The organism is Psychrobacter sp. DAB_AL43B (genome assembly GCF_900168255.1).
Taxonomy (GTDB): Bacteria; Pseudomonadota; Gammaproteobacteria; order Pseudomonadales; family Moraxellaceae; genus Psychrobacter.
In genome coordinates this window covers 1,193,587-1,217,286 of the sequence record NZ_LT799838.1, presented here as the reverse complement: position 1 = coordinate 1,217,286, position 23,700 = coordinate 1,193,587, and the positions used below count along the sequence as shown (strand labels likewise).

The following is a 23,700-nucleotide window of genomic DNA, read 5'->3' as shown; positions in this document are numbered from 1 at the left end:
ATTAATTAAGATAAAAATTAAACTCTTGATTCTTCAAACGCTTGCCATGCCTTCTCAAAAGCTGCAAAGTCAAAGCCTTCTTGTTTTGCAGGGGTTAGGATGATTTTTTCGCTATTCAATAATTTGTGAATGGCTGATTCTAATTTATCAATAATATTTTCAGGAATAACTACGGCGCCATGGCGGTCAGCATGTACTAAGTCTCCTGCCTCCACCGTCATACCCATAATATCGACTGTCGTATTGATTTCTTTAACATGGACAAAGCCATGACTAGGACCGATAAAAGGGGCAATAACGGTAAAATCTTCTGGCATGTCACCCAAATCACGCATCACGCCATTTGTTAATGCCCCATTCATCCCAAATGCCTTATGTACCGTCGTATTAATCTCACCCCAATACGCGCCAATACAGTTTGGATAATCGACATCTTCGACCACGGCGACTGATGGCATACCACCTTTTGCACCGTCTGACATAGCACGATAATAATCCATACGTCTGGCGCGAATAACCTCTTTTGGTTCTGTAGATTCTGCAATAGCACTGATTTTTGCGGTAACTGCATAACCTACAATTGGTCTTGAATCAGGATCAGATGACAACATGTTTCCACGTGTAAAACTATCAAAGCCTCGTTTGCCCTGAGCAACTTCAATAGCATTACATACCGTCGGCGTATCAACGGATTGCAACAGCTTAAGTAAGGTATTATTCATAAATCTATCCTCTCATTTCCATATGAGTTAAGCGACAAGCCAATTCCAGCTAGATAGCCAGTTTCACACTCGCTGCTTTTGTTAAAGCGTAAGTTACGTAAATAGCCAGTTTTCCAACGCAAAGTTGGTCTGCTCTGGTGATTGTAATGTTGGTAAATGTCCCGCACCCTTAATAATCTGTAAGTCTGCATGGGGTATTAAAGATTTCATTAAAGTATGGCGTTCCACTGGACAAAGCTGATCATTCTCACCACATAAAATTAAAGTCGGCACATTAGCGTCAACTTTTTTTAGTGTCTCTTGCTGGTCGTATCTATCACGTAGAGCAAGGCTTTGGTTGATATAAGCCTCTGTCCCTGATGACTGAGCCATCGTGTTGCAAAGCTCAATTATGTCTAGGTTTTTCTTAGTCGATAGAATTTCATCGGGTGAGAAATACTTAGGGATCGTATTCGCCATTACCTCAGCCAATCCATGCTGTTGCACACTAGCCATTAATGGCTCACGACTTTGCTTAACCTCCTCCGCTTCTGCTTTTGGATTGGTATCAAGTAAAGCGAGTTTGGCAATGCGATGAGGTGCTTGACGCAAAACTTCCATCGCAATAATACCGCCCATTGATAATCCTGCCAATGCAAAGATCGGCGGTGCATTATCTAGAATATCTTTTGCTAAATCCTGCATATTATTATGAGTTGAAATAGGCACAATATGAATCGGAACTTTATGAGAAAATGCGGAAATTTGCGGTGTATAAAGTCTTGCATCACACATCATGCCGGGGATAAGAACTAACGGTATCACTGGTATATTCCTAATATGTATAGTGAGTTTTAAGTCGCAAATATAACCCTAAGATAACCATCTCGATTGCATGGCTATTCGCTCTGTGCATACTATTTTTACGCTGTTATCTTATCTTGATATACCTGAGCTCAATTATATGTTCAACTATAATTACTTTAGATTTTAAGCTATCAATTAAGCATCCAAGTAGGCCCTGCGGATTCGACTGTATTTCTCACTCTAAATAGCGCTGCTTCGCCAGACATCGACGGATAAATACTGTGCATTAGGTTGGGCGGCACTGCTACTACATCTCCTGGTGCGATACTGGTTTTGACTTCTGCACCAGCATCGTCTAGCCACTTCAATGTCCAATGCCCCGTTTTTACCATCAAAACTTCATGACGATCAGTTTGATAAGCCTCTTCACTAATTGAGCCGCGCGTCAAAAAATCTACCGCAAAACCAGGCTTATCCTTGATCAATGCTTGCTCGCCAATAACTTGGCAAGGTGCCTTCTTGGCGAGCGCCATCATATCCCAATAACGAGCGACATAATCAGGGACGATTACTGAAGTCGGCACTTCTGGATACTGCTTAAGCGCTTCTTTTGTGAGTAGCGGCATTGGGACAATACCCTCAGGTAGACTCTCCCCTTTTTTACTGTCATACAATCGACCATTGTCACCCAAGATTAAACCATGAGCCTTAGCGTCTTCAATGACCTGTGGTGCCCAAGTCACACCGCCACCTGCATCGTCACCCCCGAGTATCGACATAATCATGCCATAGTCGTCACCGATGTTTTCAAAGCCACGAAATACCCCAGTCGGAATATTAAAAATATCCCCTGCTTCGCAAATCACTTCCCCCGCTGTACCATGAAGACCCCAAAAAAAACGCCAACGCCCGCTCAACACAAAAAACACTTCGGCAGTGGTGTGGAGGTGCAGGCTATTTTTACAATGTGGGGGTTGGCCAGCTGCGCCAATGTTGAAACCAGGGGTTTCTTTGATATGCACATGTTGGTCTGGGCTTTCTGATACACCACCACCAATGATAGTGAAGTTTTCTTTATAATTTGATCCTGGGGTATGAGCATCAATAAAAGCAGTGCGGCAAGGCTGTAAATCTCCATAACGCACGATACGCTTTTCCATCTCTACTCTACTAATTCCTTTCATTGTTTTATTCCTATTTTTAGTTGCTTTCTAAATAACTTTTTTAAATCTAAATTATTGATGGTGTTTTTGCCGACTTACGAATTATCAATGGGCCATCTATCGAAATACGTCTCGGTGGAGAGTCAGGAGCTGCAATTTTCTCTAATAAAGTAGATACCACCTCATCTGCCATACGTTGAGCCGGTTGACTTACTGTCGTTAAACTATAGGATTCCCAAGAAGCAGCGGCAACATCATCGTATCCAACTACGGACACATCTTCTGGAACTTTAAGTCCTAGCTCGTAACGCAAGGTGTCAATCACAGCGAAAGCCATAAAATCATTGGCAACAAAGACAGCATCTGGGCGATTTGTCTCAGTTTTATTAGCAAATAATTCTATCGTGGCTTGCTTTGCGGTTTCACGATCATAATTACCGACCGCTTTGGCAAATAACTGTTGACCAGACTCTTGCAACCCTAAAATAAAACCCGCTTCACGGTCGCGTTGAGTAGAAGATCCAGTCCAACCTGAAATATGAGCGATTCTTTTATGATTACCTTTGACAAAAAAATCCGCTACTTTACGACCGCCTACAAAGTTGTCAGAGCTCACACCAGAAAGCCGATCATCATCTTGCAAACGATTGAGCATAATTACAGGAATACTTTCTGCATGACAGCGATCCGTCAAATCGCTCGATAAGCTCAAAGATGCCGTTATAATACCGTCCACTTGATAATCCAAAAGCTCATCCACCACCTTAAGGGTGGACTCTTTGTCATTCATCGCCATAAAAATCAATAAATGATAACCATGCGATTGCAACGCATGAGACAGCTTTTCGATCACTTCTGCGTAAAACAGATTTTCTAAATGAGCCACAACCAAACCAATCAAACGACTTTGTCCGGTAATTAACGAGCGCGCTAACATATTTGGACGGTAACCTAATTCTTTAGCGGCTTTTTTCACCTTATCTTTAACTTTTTGTGACACACTTGCACCTGGGGTATAAACCCGAGATACCGCAGATTGACTAACCCCTGCTGCTTCAGCAACTTGATCTGCTGTAACGCGTTGATGCTTTATGCTATTTTTGATATTTAGACTTTTATTTGTCATTTCATAACCTTTTATAGCCCTGCTTTTAGCTATGGTTGTTGATAGAGTTTTCTAATAATCATTATACCTAGCTAGCTAGCAAGTCAAAAACATTCAATAGTAAAGTCGCTGACATCTCAACACTGAGCTATTCTGCCGTCCATCCACCGTCTATTAACAATGAAGTTCCCGTTATCATTGCTGATGCTTCTGAAGCTAAAAACACAGTAGCTCCCATAATATCTTCTACTTCGGCAACTCTGCCTAAATGAATCTTATTCATAATCCATTGGCTTTTACTAGAGTCAGCAAAGGTTGAAGCGCTTAAGGCTGTTTTTACAAATGTTGGACAGATAGTATTAATACGAATGCCATGCTTACCCCACTCTATCGCCATGGCCTTGGTATAGCCTTCAACAGCATGTTTGGTAGCACAATATACGGCCCGATCAAACCCGCCAACATGCCCCATTTGCGAGGAAATATTGATAAGACTACCTGCTTTATTTGCGCCAATAAGTTGTTTTGCCGCCGCTTGCATCAAAAAGTAGGATGCTCGTAGATTGATATCAGAAACTTCATCAAAGTCATCAGGTTCAGTCTCTAGCGCAGGGCTGTGTTTTGCCATACCGGCACTATTAACGACAATATCAAACGCTTCTGCATCAGATACATGTTTGAATAAATGACGAACTGCAGCAACATCGGTAATATCTAGCTTTAAAGCGTTAGCCTTGAAACCTTTATCTTTCATTAGCTTAACCACGGCTTGTAGCTTATCGGAAGAGCGCGCTGCTAATGTCACTTCTGCACCAGATTCAGCCAATGCAACAGCACACCCTAATCCGATACCAGATGAGGCTCCAGTAACTAACGCACGCTTACCAGTCAGGTTAAATGATGGTGTCGTTGGTAATTGCATAAGTATTTACCTTCTCTAATTTAAATATCTGATATCAAATAAATATGACTGGATTATCATGCTTGCTTAATCAGCAGCTGCGCCATAAGGTACTTCTTGATGACCATAACGACGTACACGCACATTACACTGCTCAGCATGACCAACAAAGCCTTCTAATATGCATAAACGAGAGCCATATCGGCCAATCTTTGCCGCTGCTTCATCTGTGGTTATTTTTTGATATGAGTGGGTTTTTAAATATTTACCTATCCATAATCCACCTGTATATCGACCTGCTTTTTTAGTTGGTAAAGTATGGTTCGTTCCAATAACTTTATCGCCATTAGAGACATTAGTACGAGGACCTAGGAATAATGCGCCATAACAGGTCATGTTGTCTAAAAACCAATCATCTCGATCCGTCATTACCTGCACATGTTCTGAAGCATACTCATTCGCAACTTCAAGCATTTCTTCATAGGTCTCACAAACAATGACTTCCCCATAATCTTCCCAGCTTTTCGATGCTGTATCAGCTGTGGGTAATACCTTCAGTAGACGTTCGATTTCACTCATGGTGTCTTCAGCAAGTTTTTGTGAAGTCGTTAACAGTACAGCAGGTGAGTTATAACCATGCTCTGCTTGACCCAGCAAATCTGTAGCACATATTTCACCATCAACTGTCTCGTCTGCAATAACCATCGTTTCGGTAGGTCCTGCAAACAAATCAATACCTACTCGGCCAAATAGCTGGCGTTTCGCTTCGGCGACAAAGGCGTTACCAGGGCCAACCAACATATGAACAGGCTCAATAGTCTCAGTCCCTAAAGCCATTGCACCCACTGCTTGAATGCCGCCCAATACGTAAATTTCATGAGCACCACCTAAATGCATAGCAGCAATTACAGCAGGATTAGGCTTGCCTTCAAATGGCGGTGTACAAGCAATAATACGAGGTACACCTGCAACCGAAGCTGTGGCAACAGACATATGAGCGGATGCAACCATTGGAAACTTACCACCTGGTATATAACAACCTACTGACTGCACAGGAATATTTTTATGTCCCAAAATAACCCCTGGCATTGTTTCAATCTCAATGTCTTGCATGGAGTTGCGTTGGGCTTGAGCAAAGTTACGTACTTGAGTTTGAGCAAATTTAATGTCTTCTAAATCACGAGGTGACACTTGTGCAATCAACTCATCAATCTCTTCTTGGCTTAAACGAAATGCTTTAGGAGAATAGTTATCAAACTTCTCTGACAACTCTCGTACCGCAATATCACCACGTTTTTCGATATCTGCTAATGTTGACTCAACCACTTGACGTACTTTAGCGTCATCTTGGTTACGTTCTGTCTCAGGCTTGCCTTCTTTTAAATAGGTAATCACATCCATGTCCTCGTTTGTGCTTATTTAGTATGTTACTTAATAGATAAACTAGATTAGTTTTCTTATATTACGTTTTTAATCATATCAACTTTGCTTTCATACCACAAGTATTTTTGCATACGAATTTAATATTAAAAAACACTATAATACCTGATATCTAATTATATGAATTATTTACATAAAACCCTTTATTTACTTATAGATACAGTAAATAAATACCATATTCTTATTATAATTCAGGCTATAACTTCCTTATTTATAGCCAATATATTATCTATGGATAGTTATATAACAATAAAAAGTGCAATCGAATTCAAATTGTTCTAATATAGAACTTACCTTAGCTATTTTAATTAGGATCTTCTGAGTTTTGGCTCTATCAAGGCAATGGAAGCGATTGATATTTATAGAAGGCTCTGTTCAATAACGTAGAATAAGATAAATGCATTCCTAAACTTTAGTGATATAGTTTAGGGTGTTGAGCGTTCAATAGACCCTAGCTATCGTATATACCTATCTTATTTAAATAATAACTGGAAATTAATAGGACAACATATGATTCAACAAGCCAAAGAGTTTATCTGGGAATACTGTGAAGCCTTTGACAACACAGATGCAGACTCGTTACCAGAACTGTTTAGTCAATTCGTAACTGATGATTACAGCTGGAAGGGGGTATATCCATTTCGAGAAATATCTGGATATGATGAGGTAATTGAGCAGTTTTGGCGACCGCTCAAGGAATCCGTCACAAATCTACAAAGACGCATTGATATTTTTATTGGTGGTTCCAATGAAATTGAAGATAATAGCGAAAGTAAGAATCAGGCCGTTTGGGTGATGAATATGGGCCATTTAACAGGGCTTTTTGATAAGCCGTGGCTCGACATACCCCCTACTGGCAAAATGCTCAATATTCGCTATGCTGAGTTTCACCGAATAGAAAACAATAAAATCACCGATACGGGATTATTTATAGATCTTATTGGTGTCATGCAACAGGCGGGGGTCTATCCTCTTCCCCCTTCGACAGGGCAGTATTTCGTTTACCCTGGCCCGCGCAACCATCAAGGAATTTTACGCGGTGAAAGCGACCCTTTGCAGACCCAAAAAACCCTTGATACCGTCAATATGATGATTGATGATCTTAATCAACTCAATTTAAGTGGTGCCATGGGCTGTCCTCCCGAAGTCTTGGCTCGAACCTGGCACCAAAATATGACTTGGTACGGCCCTTGTGGCATTGGCGCAAGTTACACCATTGAACGCTATCAAAAACAGCATCAACTGCCCTTCCGTAATGGCTTGGGGGATAAGAAGTACAATGGACATGTATGCCGTTTTGCTGATGGCGAATTGGCTTGTTTTTTTGGCTGGCCTAACTTAACCAACACCCCGATAGGAGGGTTTTTAGGTATGCCAAGCAGTGTACAAGCAGATATGCAAGTGGTGGATATCTATTATCGTAAAGACGATAAGCTGTCTGAAAACTGGGTATTTATAGATATACCTTGGTGGTTAAAACAACAAGGGCTTGATGTGCTAGAACGTATGCGAGAAACGCAAGTTTAATATTAGACCTAAGTAAAAAGTAGACCTCTACCAATAATCATACTATTCACGAACATTTACTGAGAAAAATAATTTCTTAGTAAATGCTCGTGAATGGCGATAATCCAGTCTAAGTGTTTGATCTCTATTTGATGGCAGCACGCCATGAACCAACGCGTAATACCCAGCCCCTAAAAGCGGCATACTGTAACGCAAAAAAAGCCACCGCAGTGACTTTTTATACAAGGACTTTTTATACGCTATCGTTTAGCTATCATATAGTTGATTCACTGTAAAACCGATACGCGTGCTACTGAAATAAATTTTTTGCAGCCTCTGTCACGCTTGCGAACAGCCAGCAAGAAAATTTTATAACAGTAGCACGTGGCTACCAACGTATCAATTTTATGTAGAACTACCTATTATTTCAGAGATTAATGAGCACCATTAATACTACGAACCATCTCTTCAACCATCTTCTTCGCATCACCAAAGATCATCATGGTTTTGTCCATGTAGAACAAGCTGTTATCTAGACCTGCATAACCCGTGCTCATCGAGCGCTTAATCACCATCACCGTTTGCGCTTTAGTCACTTCTAGAATCGGCATCCCAAAGATAGGTGACGACGGATCGTCTTTCGCAGAAGGATTGACCACATCATTGGCCCCAATGACTAACACCACATCGGTACTGGCGAAATCAGAGTTGATCTCATCCATCTCAAGGATGTCATCGTAAGGCACATCGGCTTCCGCCAATAGCACGTTCATATGTCCTGGCATACGACCAGCAACCGGATGAATGGCAAAGCGCACATTGACGCCTTCTTCTTTTAATAGCTCATATAACTCTTTGACCGCGTTTTGTGCGCGACCTTGCGCCATGCCATAACCTGGGACAATCACCACACTACTGGCATTGGCCATTAAGAAACCCGCATCTTCTGCTGAGCCTGCTTTATAGTTCTTTGGTGCGCCATCATCGCTACCTGCAGCTACTGCTGATGTACCCATACCGCCAAATAGCACGTTCAATAATGAGCGGTTCATGGCTTTACACATGATGTAAGATAAGATCGCACCAGATGAGCCGACCAGCGAACCGGCGATAATCAACATCGAGTTGCCAAGGGTAAAACCAATACCCGCTGCTGCCCAACCTGAGAATGAGTTCAGTAGAGACACAACCACTGGCATATCACCGCCACCAATTGGCGCAATCCACATCCAGCCAAAGATCACCGCAATCACTGCCATCGCATAGAATGCGGGTAATGAGTCCGTGACAAAATACACACCGCCAAAAGCAATCATCGCAATGAATAATAGCGCTTGTACCGGCTTTACCCAGCCGCCAACCAAGGTCTTCGCCCAGCTTTTCGCTGCCAATTTACCAAAGGCAAAGACTGAGGCTGAGAAAGTAATCGCACCGATAAAACAACCGATAAACAATTCGATACGGGCAACCGTGCCATGCTGTTGTTCAGTATGCAATACCGTTGCTAAGGCAATCGCTACGGCTGCCAAACCAACGAATGAATGCATTAAGGCGACCGTCTCTGGCATCTGAGTCATGGCGACTGTCTTCGCTTTCCACATCCCGACGATAGCCCCTAACACCATCGCACCGATAATCAACCACAGTACGGGGCCTTCTGCTAAGAAGAATGTCGTTACAACGGCAATCGCCATGGCAACCATACCCAAGCGATTACCACGAATAGCCGTTTTGGGACTAGATAAACCACGTAAGGTCAAGACAAAAAGGATGGCACCGATTAAGTAAAACCAGTCAGCATTAGCCGCAATCATATTGGCAAACTCATTCATGCGTCACCTCCAGTAGTGGGTGCTACGACCGCTTTTTTCGCTTTTGGCTTAAACATCGCTAGCATACGCTCAGTTACTGCAAAACCACCAAAGATATTAATACTGGCTAAAAAGACCGCAAACGCCCCAAGTAAACTGGTCGGCGTAAATATCGAACCATCAATGGTGACGGTCTGTAGCATCGCCCCGACGATGACAATACTGGATAAGGCATTGGTTACGGCCATCAATGGTGTATGTAGTGCTGGGGTCACGCCCCAAACGACGTAGTATCCGACAAAAATAGCAAGCACAAACACGGTAAAAATCGCTACAAATGGCGTGCTACTCATGGCCGCACCCGCTGGCGCTGCCGCTAAAATAGTGGCAATCATCTTATCCTCCTAAAAATTGTTTCGTTACTGGCAAATGTATAATCATAAGATATTGAGACTTGAGACTTGAGACTTGAGATTTGAGACTTGGGAATTGAGATTTAGCGCTTAGCGAGACGCACTTGGTTGTCATGCGTCACGGCTAATGCCCCTTGAATCTCATCTTCCATGTCTAAGTTGAGTGCCAGTGTGTTTGCTGCAGCGTCGTCTGTCGCGGCAGGCGCAATTAAGGTAGTAATAAAATTGACCAGGTTATTGGCATACAGGTCTGATGATTGCGCCGCGAGCATGGATGGAATATTGGCGGCACCGACGATACGTACGCCATTGGCCGTCATAATGGTTTCATCAGGGACGCTACCTTCGACATTACCGCCTGTTCCAGCAGCCATATCAATCAGCACCGAACCTGCCTTCATTTTGGCAAGGGTTGCTTGATGGACCAAGCGCGGTGCTTGGCGACCGGGGATTTGTGCGGTGGTGATGACGATATCTGCATTGCTTAAGGCTTTGTCGACGACAGCGGCTTGGTCTTTGACATATTGCTCTGATGGCGTCCACGCATAGCCGCCTGTGGATTTAGCGGTCTCAGCTTCCTCTGCACTCATTGGTACATCAAGCCACTTACCCCCTAATGACTCTACTTGCTCACGAGCGGTCGGACGTAAATCGCTTGCTTCAACGACGGCGCCTAAGCGCTTAGCGGTGGCAATGGCTTGTAAGCCTGCCACACCGACCCCTAAGATGACCACTTTGGCAGGCTTAACCGTACCGGCTGAGGTCATAAACATGGGGAAAGGACGCGAGTATTCATTGGCCGCGAGCAATACGGCTTTATAACCGGCAAGGTTGGCTTGCGATGACAAGACGTCCATATTCTGCGCCCGCGATAAGGTACGTGGTAACAGCTCCATGGCAAAGGCGGTTGCGCCTTTTACCGCATAAGTGTCAAGTTGGGTATTGCGATACGGGTCGAGCATACCGATAACGATTTGACCAGAGGTTAAGTGATCGGTTACCGCTGGTGGCAAGTCGTTGACGGTGGTAATAATTTGAGACTGGCTGACGACATCAATGCTGCTGTTGGCAATATCGGCTCCAGCCGCTTGATATAATTCATCAGCATAATAAGATGCTTGACCTGCACCTGATTGAATGATGACTTCAAACCCAAGTTTGCGTAATTTCTTTACTGCGTCTGGGGTTAATGCGACCCGACTCTCGCTTGCGCTATCTGCACTGATGACACCGATTCTCATACCGTCTCCTTACGTCTAATGACTACTTTGTAGGTCTCATATTTGTAGGTCTCATAATCCAACCAGTGACACGCTTTAGCCTAACGTACCAAAATATGCTAAGAATAATATAATACAGACAAATAGCACTGGTAATAACCACACTACTTTATCAACCCTACCAGGTACCACATACCATCCATCAACTTTCTCAGGTCTGCCTTCAGCGGCAAACTTTAGCTGTTGACCTTTGACCGTTTGTTCATGCCAAACTTCTTGTCTACCATCAAGTAACAAGCTTGCACTGATGGAAACAATGATATTAATAGCACCGCCAATGACCACAAACCAAGGCCATGCGATATTTGGTGGTGTCCAATCGGTAAATGGAATACCGACTGCGAACACGTATAAACCAATAAAACCAGCAATCACACCAGTGATAAGACCTCGCTCGGTGGTGTGTTTCGAAAAGAAGCCCAAACCAAACATGGCCAACTTTGCCCCAACAAAATATGAAGAAACCTCTGTAAATGTCTCTAAAATAGACCCTTTACTATCAATGAATGCGAATGCAGCAGGAATGATTAATATTGCCCAAATGATGGTAAGAATACGAGAGGCGGCTAAATAGTGCCTTTCATTACCATCTTTTTTCACGTACGGCTGATAAAAATCGAGCACAGATATCGTCGCTAGAGAGTTTAGTGCCGATGATAGACTTGACATTGAAGCTGATAAGATTGCGGCAGCAATGATCCCCATCAAACCAGGAATGGCAAGCATATTAGCAAATATCAAGATGATTTCATTTGGTTGTGCAAATGGTTTACCCTTGAAATAAACGTATAATAGCGCACCAATAAAGAAGAACAAAAAGTAGATAAAAAATGCAACAAAGCCCATCAATAGATAAGACTTCTTAGCATCTCCCATAGTTTTTGCACCCAAGGTGCGCTGTACCATCATCTGATTACCACCATATACCGTGACATGAAACAATGTCATCGCTACAACGCCTGCCCAGACCGTTGGGGTAACCGAAAAGTCTACGCTCCAGTTGAGTGGATTTAGTTTATCGTTTTCGCCAAGCATGGTAAGAGCCCCTGACATCGGTGACACTTCGCCAATTAGTATGAAAAAGATAATCCCCGCACCAAGAAATAAAATAAATCCTTGCAAGACGTCCGTCCAAATAACAGCATTCATGCCGCCCATTAACGTATAACCCACTACGATAGCTGACATAATGATAATTGCCGTTTTTGGCTCTATACCTGTTGCAAAGGTTATGACAAAAGCGGTGGCTGTTAGAATAGAAGCAGTAGTGATGGTTTGGCTAATCAAAAACAATACACTCATGATTGCTCGGGATTTCTTACCAAATCGACGTTCTAAATAATCATAAATAGACGCTACGCCGCTGCTATAAAAGAAAGGTAGGAAAAATACTACGACGATGAAAACAACTAATGGATAGTTGATGTGAATGGCGAGAGCTGCCATACCATCACCATATGCCCAGGCAGGACCACCTAAAAACGACAAGGCACTGATATAAGTGGCAATTACAGAAATACCAATCGCCCACCAAGGGGCTGAACGGTCACCAATATAATAATCTTCAGCAGTAGAAATTTTCCGACTCATAAACCAGCCGAGCAAAAGATTAACTAATAAATAAACAATGACAATCCCCCAGTTAAGGGCACCAAAACTTTCCATAATCAAAATCCTTTTGTTAATGGCCCTCCCAAACTCATAAAGTAATACTTTATTAACTTGATTGGAATTTCTTATAAATTAATATAACTTGAGTATATTTAATATTGAATTCGAATGCAATCAATTTATAGATATGGGTGTTTTGGTGTATTTTGACCTTAGACGATGGTCAAAAATATACTTTGCCTAGATTGGTCTATACTGAATAAAGAATATATACTCGCTTAAAGCCTCTGATAACAATGGATATAAGTGAATGTGAATTTATAGCTATTTATATAAAATGGTGCCTCAGCATTGCCAAGGTGGGAGTTTGGTTGGCATCACTGAGGTATTATCTCGGCTGGGCGAAACTTTGAGCTGGATGATAATAAAGCATAAAGCTGAGCTACTGGCAAAATGTATACCAATAAAAAAGGACACAACATGATGTTGTGTCCTTTTTTATTGAAAATGCTGTGCTGGCTAAATTTAAAAATTAGGTAGGCTTTCAGACTCAGTACAGCTGGTCTAGCTATCAGAGCCAACCCTCTTCCAACAGCTGCTCGGTATTACTCACTTTAAATTCATGATATAAATTAAAAAATACCGTTGGGTCTTCAACATTATCGAGCAACTCTCGTTTATTGAGCGCCACAAACATAGCCAGCGCATAAGCCGCACAATGAATAGACTTTTTGGGATTAAACTCAATATCAGTAAAAGCTTGATATTGCATGACCTCTTCATGCAGCTGAGGGTTTTGCTTTAGGGCATTCACATACAGCCAATCGTAAAACGTGGTTAATGGCTCTACGCTCCACTCTACGCCAAAATAATCGTAGCTCATTAATTCACCCGAAGTTATTAATCGCTCGTCTTTTTTGGCTTGTCTTGGCGGGGCGCTCAGCAAGTCGGTATAGGGACCGCCGTCCTCAAAAACCATACTGCTTTGAAAGGCATTTTCGACACTATACTGTTGCCCATCATGCTCATTAGCAAGCCTTAAGCTCGATGGGCTCAGCGCAAAACTTAGCTTATTGCCGGATTTACTAGATAGCTCTAAGACGTTATTAAATCCATACTTTTTGCGAATGACTTGATGTAGGTCATTGATGGACTTTTTCTTTTGTCTACTCGCGAATCCCACATGCCGCTCAAACCTAACCATATCCGTTTTTACCAGATTGTCACTGTTGACTCTAGGCATGAATACGGGTCTTTGTTCTACAGCGTTTTGTGTTTGTTCCATAGCGATGTGCCTTATATAAATGTTCTTGTATAAATGTTCTTGTATAAATGGTCTCTCACAACTACCCTAGCAGCCAAATGCATCTGCCCAGTCCTATATGCATTGAACCCCATCAGCGCTCGCGGGGGAGTTTATCTTATTATCGGTCATTTATCCTGCCCTATTTTAGGGTTATTGATAACCTCGCTGGCTTTTTGGCGTCAATAACTCACATAGTATAAGGTGTTGAAAGATGAATAAAACCATATTTTAAAACAACTAATAGTGTTGAGGATAACGCTCTTGGACTATCTCATTCCAATCTGCATAGGTCTTTTTAGAGAGTACCTTGCCTAGTGGTCTAGTATTTATCGCTTACATGACCCGAATAGACATGTAGTGGCATAATAAAGGCAACTACATAACGTTATCAATTATGCACCGCCTTAAAAACTTGAAGCTACCTATTAAGATAAATTTACCGCGGCAGGTTTAAAAGCCTGACACCCATAAAACAGTCTCCAATATAGTCGGGACGATTCAGTTAGCATCGTTGGCGCAGCTAGGATAGATATTAGCTATTTCCCCGCACTAAATACTTAAAAAGCCTCACTACACAGTGAGGCTTTTTAAGTATTTTTAAAGGTTGAAGCAATTTTCTAGAAAAATATATGAATCGTAATTCAAGAAAACCCCTAAAATAGGCAAGGCCGAAACCCTAGTCTTTATTTACAAGAACAATAATCCTAAACCAATTACCACGCCACTGACCACCAACACAATGACACAAAAGCCCATGATATCTTTGGCTTTCAGTCCAGCAATTGCCAGTGCTGGTAATGCCCAGAACGGTTGAATCATATTTGTCCAAGCATCGCCCCATGCAACAGCCATGGCAACTTTCGCTGGGTCACTGCCAAGCATTTCCGCGGCTTCTAACATAATTGGCGCTTGAACTGCCCATTGTCCACCACCTGAAGGGACAAAGAAGTTGACGAGTCCTGCACTTAGGAAAGCAAAAAGTGGCAGCGTGTCTGCTGTCGAAACGTTGACAAACGCATCTGACATAACACCTGCCAAACCAGATGCCGTCATCATTCCCATAATGCCTGCATAAAACGGAAATTGAACGATGATCGCGCCTGCTCCTTTGACGGCTTCTTGAACGGCAATCAAATACTTACGAGGTGTTCCGTGGAATATAATCCCAAGGAATAAGAACATAAAGTTCACCAAGTCGAGCGTTAACGCAAAGCCATTTTGTACGAAATAATAAACAATAAAAGCAATGCCCATTGCGCCGATGACCATCGATAAAATCCAGCTGTTTTCCAAACGCTCTGCTGGTGTCATCTCTGATTTTGCCGGAAGCGCCTCAATAATCGGATCAACCAGAAGTTTGGGATCGACGGTAATCGTATCTTCTTTTCTCGGCATCATTAAACGGTTTAATAAAGGCACAATAATCACTAATGCCGCAACGATGATTAAGTTATAACTAGCAAAAATGGTTGCACTCGTTGGAATGATACCGATTTTGTCAACGAATGGATGTCCCTCTGTCGCAATCGACAACGGAATCGATCCAGAAAATCCGGCATGCCAAATGATAAATCCCGAATAAGCACTGGCAATCAGCAAACGGTAATCGACATGTTCAACACGCTTCGCCAATTCTTTTGCGAATAGCGCCCCAATAACCAAGCCAAATCCCCAGTTAATCCAGCTTGCTGCAAGTGATACTAAGGTTACCCAAATAATCGCGCTACCTGGTGAATTTGCGAAACTCGCCAGCTTGCCTAACCCTTTTTTAAATATCGGGCTGCTTGCCAGTACAAAACCAGTGACCAGTACGAGCACCATTTGCATCGAGAATGCAAGTAACGCCCAAAATCCTTCACCCCAAAACGCCACCATTTGTATAGGTGAAGAATCAGTTAAGCCTAAGCCCAGCGCGAAAATAACGACTGTTAAGATAATGACGAATAAAAACGGATCTGGTAAATACTTCTCCATTAAGCTGTTCGAAAAACGTGTGATTCCTTTCATTTTATAAATTCCTTTTTATTTACATTTGAATTTGCAGATCCTGTCTAATGCTACCTCATTCTCCTTTTTTATTCCTACTCATTTAGCATAAAGCCGATTTTCTCATACTGCATTTACCCTTCAAACTATCCTTACTCTTCACGAGAAAAAACTTTCGAGAGTTATATTGTTCGATGAAGTCTTTGAGTTATTCAACTTACATTAAGCTTTGCCGTTAAATAGATTGCTAGGTTTTTTAAAAGCAGTTACACTTTCTTAATAAACCCGCTACATTGACGACAAGGAAGTCGATATGCCTCTTAATATCTCTCGTGCTATTGTTAAACCTACTACCCTCAAAACTCTAACTAAAAGCATGCTAGCTATCTCACTATCTGTAGCTGGTTTGGCTCACGCTGAGCTTTATAGCAGCGTGACATTTTTTGGAGACAGCTTAACCGATGGCGGCTACTTTAGCCCAATTACCCAAGGTACTCCTCCTTCAGGGCTGGGTCTTAACGAATCAGGTCAATTTACGACCAATCCCGATAATGTATGGGCGACCTCATTTGCTGAGCAGCTTGGTACAACCTCTGTTGCCAATACCGTTGGTGGTGCGCAAACTGGCAATAACTATGCTATTGGTGGGGCAAGAGCTGGCGTAGATATCGTTAATACAGATTTCGGCGTTAACGTTCCCGTTGCCTCTGTCAATACTCAAGTTAATGGCTATCTTACTAATAAAAAAGTCGATCCTAATGGCATGTATGTGGTATGGGGAGGCGCAAACGATTTACTTGCAGCAGCCACCAATCCTGCTAATGCTATAAATACTGTTTCAGCTGCTGCGGGTAGCCAAGTCGCAGCCATCAAAGCGCTAAAAGATAATGGTGCAAACTATATTTTAGTACCCAATATTCCTGATATAGGGCTCACACCTACTGCTATTGCTGTAGGAGCAGGCTTCCAATCGTCTGGTACTATGTTGGCAAATCTATACAACCAATCTATGTATAGTGGTGCTGTCGCTACAGGTGCAAATATTATACCGCTAGATACCTTTAGCTTACTACAACAGGTAGCTGCCAACCCTACTGCTTATGGTTTTACGAATGTTACTCAAGCAGCTTGTACGACAGCAAGCTCACTGCTATGTGGATCGAATAACTTAGTAACGCCAGGTGCTAATGAGAGCTATTTCTTTGCTGATGGTATTCACCCGTCAGGACGCGCGCACCAAATGATTGCTGATTATGCCAGTGCCGTTGTGACCGCACCTAGTCTGATTGGCGTACTGCCGCACATTGCGACGACAGCAGGGCTGGCAACCAGCGAGCGCTTGCAATCTCACATCAATCAAATCCAAAGCAGTGAGCAAAAACCTGCCCGTAACTTGTGGGCAACCGGTGAGTTTGAAAATCAAGATATTGCAGGATTTGAAGGAGATGGTAATACGCAAGTATTATTGGGCGTAGATTTTTCTCATCCCAATTCGGCAAACGCCGTCACAGGGTTGTATGGCAACATCACTCAAAAAGAGTTTGAGAACTCAGCGGTTCGTACTGGCTTAAGCAATATTGAACTAGAAGAAGTGGGCTTCGGTGTCTATCATAGCAATACTTTAGATAGTCTTGGCGGTGTGCAGCTTAATGGTGCAATTGGCTTCGGTAATATGGATGTTGATGTCACACGTGCGGTCACGCTTGGTGGCAATAAACAAGAATTTAAATCCAATGCCGATGGTAAACGCTATTATGCCAATTTGCAGGCCGGTTACCCGATGCAAGTAAGCAGCCTCGCTATCACGCCATATATCGGTGCAACGGCTAGCCGCGTAAGATTGGATGCGCTAAAAGAGCAAGAAATGTCTGGTATTGCCATGCAGTTCGACGAGCAAAAATATACTACAACCTATGGCAAACTTGGTGTAAAAGCCAATCATAGCTTAGCCGATACGCTTAGTGTTTTTGGTGATATTCATTATCAAAAGCAGTTGAGCGACAATCGGGAAGCTGCTTCTGCCCGCCTTAATACCATATCAAATATCAGCTTTGATACGCCAATGATAGAGACCGACGATGATAGTTTTGGTATGACACTGGGCGTATCCAAAAGCTTTGGTTTGCTCAATGCCAATGCTGGCGTCACTCACTCGCAAGGCGATGATGACAAATCAACGAGTGTATTTGTCGGGCTTAGCGGCGCGTTTTAAATAGCCCTAATGAATCGTCAAAAAAACCGCCCAGCGCTATTTAGCACTGGGCGGTTTTTATTTAAAGGTATTTAACATAGCTTCTAAGTCAACTCATCTATCAGCTTGATTACAACATCAAGATAACATTTGACCTTAATTTGCTTCTTTTATAAAACCTATATCAAGCGCTAGTAGAGCTTGGTAATCGATACTTCACCCTATCGATAACTTTATTATTCTGCTCAATCGTCAAATGATAGCCTTTTATCATACCATCATACGGTACGTTACCTTCATACTGCCGATAATGCTCGTGGATGTTCTCTTTAATAATCGCTTTACGCTCGGCTTCATTCAATTTGCCGAATCCGCTTGGCAAATACACACGAGTAGACAGTGAAGCACCCCAACGCGACAGCCAATTTGAGCTTCCCCCAAACGTAAAATCAACATCGGCTTGCAAGCTATATTGAGGTTGCGGATAATGCGCCAGATCATATTTGATTTGGGCGATATCATCTGCAAATTTTTGATAATTCATATCAAGTACTGAGCACAACTTCTCTAAAAACTGATCAGCCGTAAAGTAGCCATCGATATAACTCCCATCCAGCCCCAGTTTTTCGCTAGACAATACATGACGCAGACGATCACAAGCGGGAATGGTATGTTTGATGGGATAACCCATCACTTTGACGATATCTTGTGGGCGCAATTCAAGCTTATCTATTTGACTGATAACCTGTTGCGCTAAAGGGTGACGCGGATTATAACGACAAGTATATTTAGAATGACTGGTTTTTTTATCTAGCATGTAAGACTCCTGAACTCCGACAACAGATTTATAAAAATAAGCCTAAATAGGCAAATAAAATTAGGCATGGATAACCTTGTCGGAGTACAGGCTCATGCGCTTTACCAGAGTTATTTTATATCGTGCTGGAAGTTGCAAGGTTTGTCGCGCTATCATTGATTACTTATTGACAATGACAGCACAACAAAACCATTAAACCCACGATAGGTCTTAACAATTATTGTTAATGACCATTTCTAATAATCATAGCATACCAGATTATGTTATGACTGTTAATCTTCACCATAAAATGTAGCGGTATCTATCCAAACCAGAGGATCTTCGCACAAATCTAGCAAATGACTCCAAATCTCACTGCTACGAGCAATGCGATGATGACCACGCTCAAAATATTCAACCTCCCAGCTCTCAGGCAAGTTCACTAACGTGCGCTTAGCGACAGCCACATCTAGGCACTCATCATCGACCTCGACCATCACCCGTGTCATCTCAGTGTTAGATGTCGGAAAAGACAGTTTCATATTAGCCACTTCTGGAATACGATCGGCTAAAACTTCACTAGGATAAATACAGGGCGCAATCAATAACGCCCGCAGATTATATTTATGGGCAAAGTGATTGGCAAACCAACCACCAAGTGAATGCCCTGCTAATACCACTCTAGGATACGTTTGCATTTTTTCTTGAATCAACGCTTCATAAATCTCAAAAACTTTTTTAAAGTCATCTCGGTAATTAACCGTTTGGCAGATCTTCGGTTCACGCGTAATACAAGTATATTTACTGGTCTCATTGCTTGAATCAAGACCATGAAAAAACAGTAAAAACGTGTCGTTATTCTCAATGGGCAACATCATTGCCTTCTCCTTTTTTTATTATTTCTTAGTTATTTTTTAATATTTCGCCATCCATTCTTGGTACAAATCAAAAAGCTCCGTACAAGCCTCTACTGAGATATTTTTCGCAAAACCTTCATTAAACCAAAAGTCATAAACGCTTTGGACAATGGCTTTCACTGCTTGCGCATCTTTAGGCTTTGATTCTTGCAGTTTATGCGCAATATCTTTTGCTTGGATATCCGATTCATTGTAAGGGGCACTCCAGCCCACACAATAACGATAAAGAATGTCATTAATCGCCAGTACAAATAGCGCATCCGCTATACCCAGCGATTCGATTAGTCTATCGAATACCCAACAACGCTCTTCATAAACCGAAGGCTCTATCGGCATATCAGCGCGTTCAGTCGAGCACTGACAACTGACCATGTGCGTGGGTTTGGCAAAATTATCCCACAGCAGTGGATACGCCTCACCAACGCCCCCTTTTTCAACCACATTAAAGCGCCACATAGCGTAATGAGCGTCAACAGCTTTAAATGGCACTTGAATAAACCACTGCCTTAGCCCGTCACTGTCATAAATAATATGCGTACGCCCAATGCGCACGCCTTGATTGGGTAACACATCGGTATATAAACGATCCATATCGTCAACATAAAGTTTGGCCTTATGCACATTTTTATCGCTTACATCACCGAGCTTGGCATTGGCATCAGCTAAATTTTTACATAGCTTAAATGGCGCTACAAAGTGTAGCGTCTGCTCGGTATTATTAACAAAATAAATATCATCTTCATAAGTGTTAATAGACACGCTTTTAAGATAAAACAAAGGGGTTTTTAGCGGTGGGAATTTCCCATCGTCTGGCAATGACGGCAAGCTTGAGAGTCTTGATACACCTGACCACTGCACATCGTCTATGCGATTTTGTTCAAAAAAGTATTTGGTATTTGTCATAGGGTTTGCCTTTTTTTTGAATATGGTTTTGTAGCAGCATTTTTAATTATCAGTTTTTTAGTCACAATTTTTAGTCAGCCGAGGCTGTTCGCCATTTTGTTAAATGTCGTCATTATCTATAAAGTTAAGTGAGTGAATCGATTTGGTAGCGTAGCGGTTTTATTTATGGCTAGTTTTTTAACACAGACTTTCATGGTTGCAGCGTCAACATTTTCACAAAGTTAACGAGCATTTTTTCTGTTCAGTTTTTCTGGTTATTAATAAAGATAGTTTTTGGGATTTATGCAGGCGAAGCTGTTTATGAATAAACGAAAATAACGTTGGGAATCATAATTCGTTAAAAACAGATTAATTAAGAAGTGAAGCGTTGCGCCCCGAGGGTTAATTATCTGTCACGTTATTTTTGCCTGACTCAATAACTATAATACAAACTCATATAAAAATAAAGCGGTTTGGATAAGAGTAGCGACAACTGGTGTCGCTTAGAGTTTTAATATAGTCGATTCAATGTGAAAAGAATACAGTGCTGCTGGGATAAATTTTGCGAAGCCTCTGGAGTACGAAGCGCACAGCAAGCGAAAAACATTTATCCCAGCAACGCTATTTTTAACGTACCTCTTTTATATTGAACTGACTACAACTCCTTAAATTTTAAGACTAAAAAATATCTTTAAAAAACCCTATAAGCTGCCTTCAACTTATAGGGTCAATGTACATTAGCAATGTATTATTTAATCATTAACGCTCTAAGTGTAGATACTGCAAATGGCGTTCATACTGATGTAAGATATCGACCAGCACTTGCTCTTTGGTATAACCAACCAAATCATACTCTTGCGAACCATCACTTAAGAAAACTTCCGCACGATAATAATACTCTGTATGCTTGCTTGAGGTTTTCATCGTAAAGTTAGGTCGCTCCGTTTTGATTAAATTGACCTCATAGATAAAGTCATCTTCATCACCATGTCCAACCCGCAATTTTAGACCATCTATTTGACCGCTACTTTCATCTATACCCTCATCGATATCTTGCCCTATATGGGCTGGGTTACGGATATCTAGAGAGGTTTTCAGACCACCGGCTTTCAACTCGTTTTCAACTTCAGTCATTGCCGGTCTTACGATATTCTGCAAGAATCGCTCGACTTGCGTATGGCTTGGGAAACTGACGATACGCTGCAAGCGCGCTTTCCAGCCCTTGCCACTATCAAGTACGTTTGCCATACCAATCGTGCTTGCTTTACGCTTATTACCTTCTTCTTTTAATGATTTCCACATCGACATCATGTAGAGCACGAGGATAAGCGAGAACGGTAAACCAGCAATGACCGATACGGACTGCAATGATGCAAAGCCACCAGCAAACAATAAGCCTAAAGTGATAAGACCCGTTGCCGCAGCCCAAAACAAACGCAACCACACTGGCGCATCGGTATCATTGGTCATACCTCTTGAGCTCAAGTTCGCTAATACTAATGCGCCCGAATCCGCTGAGGTGACAAAGAATACTAGCCCAATAACCACACCAGCAAATGATAAAACATCACTATAAGGAAAGTACTCAAACAAGGCGAACATGCCCATTGCAGCGTCATTGACTGCGATTTCACCAAGCTCAGTAGCACCATTAGCGACCAAATCTATCGCTGAATTACCAAAGATAGAGAACCAAGCAAATATGAAACCAAGTGGGATAAACATTACCCCAAATACGAATTCGCGCAGGGTACGACCACGGCTAATACGGGCGATAAATAAGCCTACAAATGGTGCCCAAGCCACCCACCATGCCCAGAAAAATATCGTCCAACCTGACTTCCAGTCAGCTCCAGCAGTCCCGTCATAAGCATAGACATCAAAGGTTTTATAAATAATGGTTTGGAAATACTGCCCAATATTTTGGGTAAATGTATTCAGTAAATACACCGTATTACCCATCACTAATATCGCGATTAATAGCAATATTGAAGATAACATGTTGAATTCAGATAAGCGGCGCACACCTCTTTCCACACCAGTCATGGCAGAGATAGCGGCGGCAGTGACAACACCTAAAATAATGAGCGTCTGTACCATCTTACTGGATTCAATGCCAAACACATGCGTCAAACCAGCATTGGCCTGTAATACCCCAATACCTAAGCTGGTGGCAATGCCCATCAAGGTACAGACGACGCCAAAGGTATCAATACCATCACCAAGCCAGCCTTTGATTAGGCGCTCGCCAAATATCGGTGTCAATGGAGACCGTAATGCCAATGGCATATTTTTGCGATAAGCAAAATAAGCCAACGCCATACCGATGAGGGCATAAATACCCCAACCGTGTAAGCCCCAATGCAAAAAAGTTTGGGCAAGCGCTTCACGCATGGCCTCAGCACTGGCAGGTTCAAGCCCTGTATGCGGTGTTAGATAATGCATCAACGGCTCAGACGCGCCAAAGAATAACAAATCAATACCGATACCCGCTGAAAACAGCATGGCTGCCCACGTTAAAAAAGGAAACTGGGCTTTTTCATGGTCTTGACCAAGTTTGATATCGCCATATTTGGACAGACCAACAAATAACGCAAAAATACTATAGGCAGCAACCACCAACATGTAGTACCAACCAAAACTCTCTGATACCCAAGCCATGCTGGCGCTGAGCAAGTTCTGACTATAATCTGGAAACGCAATCGTCCAGATTATTAATAAAATTGAAATAATAGCTGAGCCTAAAAAAACCGTTTTATTTAAACTCAGGAGTTTCGGCGCATCTTCTGATGGCGAGCTGTACATATAAGACCTCAATAAGTAAATGAAACACGGTCTGATATTGCTTTGTCCGTCATAACTTTATGACTATATATAAAACCTC

General features: G+C 42.2%; 18 protein-coding genes. 2 read left to right on the top strand and 16 right to left on the bottom strand.

What is annotated here, in order from left to right:
* Window positions 1-17 precede the first annotated feature (17 nt).
* From DABAL43B_RS05270 to hisD, 6 genes are all read right to left on the bottom strand, one after another.
* Window positions 18-722 carry an RraA family protein gene (locus DABAL43B_RS05270; protein ID WP_079691402.1) on the bottom strand — a complete coding sequence of 235 codons (705 nt, stop codon included), beginning with the start codon at window positions 720-722 and terminating at the stop codon, window positions 18-20.
* A gap of 93 nt (window positions 723-815) precedes the next feature.
* Window positions 816-1,526 (bottom strand): alpha/beta fold hydrolase, encoded by a 711-nt coding sequence (locus DABAL43B_RS05265; protein ID WP_197684672.1) that lies wholly within the window; start codon window positions 1,524-1,526, stop codon window positions 816-818.
* A gap of 173 nt (window positions 1,527-1,699) precedes the next feature.
* Entirely contained in the window at window positions 1,700-2,692 is a 993-nt protein-coding gene (locus DABAL43B_RS05260) for a cupin domain-containing protein (protein WP_197684671.1), read from the bottom strand.
* Between the two features lie 46 nt (window positions 2,693-2,738).
* Complete coding sequence (locus DABAL43B_RS05255; RefSeq protein ID WP_079691399.1) at window positions 2,739-3,797, bottom strand: LacI family DNA-binding transcriptional regulator; 1,059 nt, start codon at window positions 3,795-3,797, stop codon at window positions 2,739-2,741.
* A gap of 127 nt (window positions 3,798-3,924) precedes the next feature.
* Window positions 3,925-4,698, bottom strand: a complete 774-nt coding sequence (locus tag DABAL43B_RS05250) for an SDR family NAD(P)-dependent oxidoreductase (RefSeq protein WP_079691398.1) — start codon at window positions 4,696-4,698, stop codon at window positions 3,925-3,927.
* Between the two features lie 66 nt (window positions 4,699-4,764).
* Window positions 4,765-6,078 carry a histidinol dehydrogenase gene (hisD, locus tag DABAL43B_RS05245; protein WP_079691397.1) on the bottom strand — a complete coding sequence of 438 codons (1,314 nt, stop codon included), beginning with the start codon at window positions 6,076-6,078 and terminating at the stop codon, window positions 4,765-4,767.
* A gap of 549 nt (window positions 6,079-6,627) precedes the next feature.
* Between hisD and DABAL43B_RS05240 the strand changes: the two genes are divergently transcribed.
* Entirely contained in the window at window positions 6,628-7,644 is a 1,017-nt protein-coding gene (locus tag DABAL43B_RS05240; RefSeq protein WP_079691396.1) for an ester cyclase, read from the top strand.
* Window positions 7,645-8,057: 413 nt separating this feature from the next.
* Here the strand turns inward: DABAL43B_RS05240 and DABAL43B_RS05235 are convergent, their stop codons facing one another.
* The 6 genes from DABAL43B_RS05235 to DABAL43B_RS05210 all read right to left on the bottom strand — a co-directional run bounded on the left by DABAL43B_RS05235 (window position 8,058) and on the right by DABAL43B_RS05210 (window position 16,051).
* The gene (locus tag DABAL43B_RS05235; protein WP_079691395.1) at window positions 8,058-9,455 is read right to left on the bottom strand and encodes an NAD(P)(+) transhydrogenase (Re/Si-specific) subunit beta; all 1,398 of its coding nucleotides are present in this window, start codon (window positions 9,453-9,455) and stop codon (window positions 8,058-8,060) included.
* Window positions 9,452-9,787: a proton-translocating transhydrogenase family protein gene (locus DABAL43B_RS05230; protein WP_197684685.1), complete on the bottom strand. Its 336-nt coding sequence runs from the start codon at window positions 9,785-9,787 to the stop codon at window positions 9,452-9,454. Before DABAL43B_RS05230 ends, DABAL43B_RS05235 begins: the two co-directional genes overlap by 4 nt.
* A 143-nt stretch (window positions 9,788-9,930) precedes the next feature.
* Window positions 9,931-11,088 (bottom strand): NAD(P) transhydrogenase subunit alpha, encoded by a 1,158-nt coding sequence (locus DABAL43B_RS05225; RefSeq protein ID WP_079691393.1) that lies wholly within the window; start codon window positions 11,086-11,088, stop codon window positions 9,931-9,933.
* A 75-nt stretch (window positions 11,089-11,163) separates the two neighbouring features.
* Window positions 11,164-12,792, bottom strand: coding sequence for a sodium:solute symporter family transporter (locus DABAL43B_RS05220; protein WP_079691392.1), 1,629 nt, complete (start codon window positions 12,790-12,792; stop codon window positions 11,164-11,166).
* A gap of 517 nt (window positions 12,793-13,309) precedes the next feature.
* Window positions 13,310-14,023 (bottom strand): DUF6977 family protein, encoded by a 714-nt coding sequence (locus DABAL43B_RS05215; RefSeq protein WP_079691391.1) that lies wholly within the window; start codon window positions 14,021-14,023, stop codon window positions 13,310-13,312.
* A 708-nt stretch (window positions 14,024-14,731) separates the two neighbouring features.
* Window positions 14,732-16,051, bottom strand: coding sequence for a short-chain fatty acid transporter (locus DABAL43B_RS05210; RefSeq protein WP_079691390.1), 1,320 nt, complete (start codon window positions 16,049-16,051; stop codon window positions 14,732-14,734).
* A gap of 292 nt (window positions 16,052-16,343) precedes the next feature.
* Here DABAL43B_RS05210 and DABAL43B_RS05205 point away from each other — a divergent pair, with 292 nt between their 5' ends.
* A complete protein-coding gene (locus DABAL43B_RS05205; RefSeq protein ID WP_079691389.1) occupies window positions 16,344-18,242 on the top strand; it encodes an autotransporter domain-containing protein in 1,899 nt (632 codons plus the stop codon).
* Between the two features lie 163 nt (window positions 18,243-18,405).
* Here DABAL43B_RS05205 and DABAL43B_RS05200 read toward each other — a convergent pair whose 3' ends face one another.
* The 4 genes from DABAL43B_RS05200 to betT form a co-directional block, all read right to left on the bottom strand.
* Window positions 18,406-19,038 carry a hypothetical protein gene (locus DABAL43B_RS05200; RefSeq protein ID WP_079691388.1) on the bottom strand — a complete coding sequence of 211 codons (633 nt, stop codon included), beginning with the start codon at window positions 19,036-19,038 and terminating at the stop codon, window positions 18,406-18,408.
* A 272-nt stretch (window positions 19,039-19,310) separates the two neighbouring features.
* The gene (locus DABAL43B_RS05195; protein WP_079691387.1) at window positions 19,311-19,895 is read right to left on the bottom strand and encodes a YqiA/YcfP family alpha/beta fold hydrolase; all 585 of its coding nucleotides are present in this window, start codon (window positions 19,893-19,895) and stop codon (window positions 19,311-19,313) included.
* 36 nt (window positions 19,896-19,931) lie between these two features.
* Complete coding sequence (locus DABAL43B_RS05190; RefSeq protein ID WP_079691386.1) at window positions 19,932-20,837, bottom strand: hypothetical protein; 906 nt, start codon at window positions 20,835-20,837, stop codon at window positions 19,932-19,934.
* 738 nt (window positions 20,838-21,575) lie between these two features.
* Entirely contained in the window at window positions 21,576-23,621 is a 2,046-nt protein-coding gene (gene betT, locus DABAL43B_RS05185) for a choline BCCT transporter BetT (protein WP_079691385.1), read from the bottom strand.
* Window positions 23,622-23,700: the final 79 nt, after the last annotated feature.

Excerpts from the sequence above, each read along its gene's own strand:
- DABAL43B_RS05270 (WP_079691402.1), bottom strand. The coding sequence starts at position 722 with ATGAATAATACCTTACTTAAGCTGTTGCAATCCGTTGATACGCCGACG.
- DABAL43B_RS05260 (WP_197684671.1), bottom strand. The coding sequence starts at position 2,692 with ATGAAAGGAATTAGTAGAGTAGAGATGGAAAAGCGTATCGTGCGTTAT.
- DABAL43B_RS05255 (WP_079691399.1), bottom strand. The coding sequence starts at position 3,797 with ATGACAAATAAAAGTCTAAATATCAAAAATAGCATAAAGCATCAACGC.
- DABAL43B_RS05250 (WP_079691398.1), bottom strand. The coding sequence starts at position 4,698 with ATGCAATTACCAACGACACCATCATTTAACCTGACTGGTAAGCGTGCG.
- hisD (WP_079691397.1), bottom strand. The coding sequence starts at position 6,078 with ATGGATGTGATTACCTATTTAAAAGAAGGCAAGCCTGAGACAGAACGT.
- DABAL43B_RS05240 (WP_079691396.1), top strand. The coding sequence starts at position 6,628 with ATGATTCAACAAGCCAAAGAGTTTATCTGGGAATACTGTGAAGCCTTT.
- DABAL43B_RS05235 (WP_079691395.1), bottom strand. The coding sequence starts at position 9,455 with ATGAATGAGTTTGCCAATATGATTGCGGCTAATGCTGACTGGTTTTAC.
- DABAL43B_RS05230 (WP_197684685.1), bottom strand. The coding sequence starts at position 9,787 with ATGAGTAGCACGCCATTTGTAGCGATTTTTACCGTGTTTGTGCTTGCT.
- DABAL43B_RS05225 (WP_079691393.1), bottom strand. The coding sequence starts at position 11,088 with ATGAGAATCGGTGTCATCAGTGCAGATAGCGCAAGCGAGAGTCGGGTC.
- DABAL43B_RS05220 (WP_079691392.1), bottom strand. The coding sequence starts at position 12,792 with ATGGAAAGTTTTGGTGCCCTTAACTGGGGGATTGTCATTGTTTATTTA.
- DABAL43B_RS05215 (WP_079691391.1), bottom strand. The coding sequence starts at position 14,023 with ATGGAACAAACACAAAACGCTGTAGAACAAAGACCCGTATTCATGCCT.
- DABAL43B_RS05210 (WP_079691390.1), bottom strand. The coding sequence starts at position 16,051 with ATGAAAGGAATCACACGTTTTTCGAACAGCTTAATGGAGAAGTATTTA.
- DABAL43B_RS05205 (WP_079691389.1), top strand. The coding sequence starts at position 16,344 with ATGCCTCTTAATATCTCTCGTGCTATTGTTAAACCTACTACCCTCAAA.
- DABAL43B_RS05200 (WP_079691388.1), bottom strand. The coding sequence starts at position 19,038 with ATGCTAGATAAAAAAACCAGTCATTCTAAATATACTTGTCGTTATAAT.
- DABAL43B_RS05195 (WP_079691387.1), bottom strand. The coding sequence starts at position 19,895 with ATGATGTTGCCCATTGAGAATAACGACACGTTTTTACTGTTTTTTCAT.
- DABAL43B_RS05190 (WP_079691386.1), bottom strand. The coding sequence starts at position 20,837 with ATGACAAATACCAAATACTTTTTTGAACAAAATCGCATAGACGATGTG.
- betT (WP_079691385.1), bottom strand. The coding sequence starts at position 23,621 with ATGTACAGCTCGCCATCAGAAGATGCGCCGAAACTCCTGAGTTTAAAT.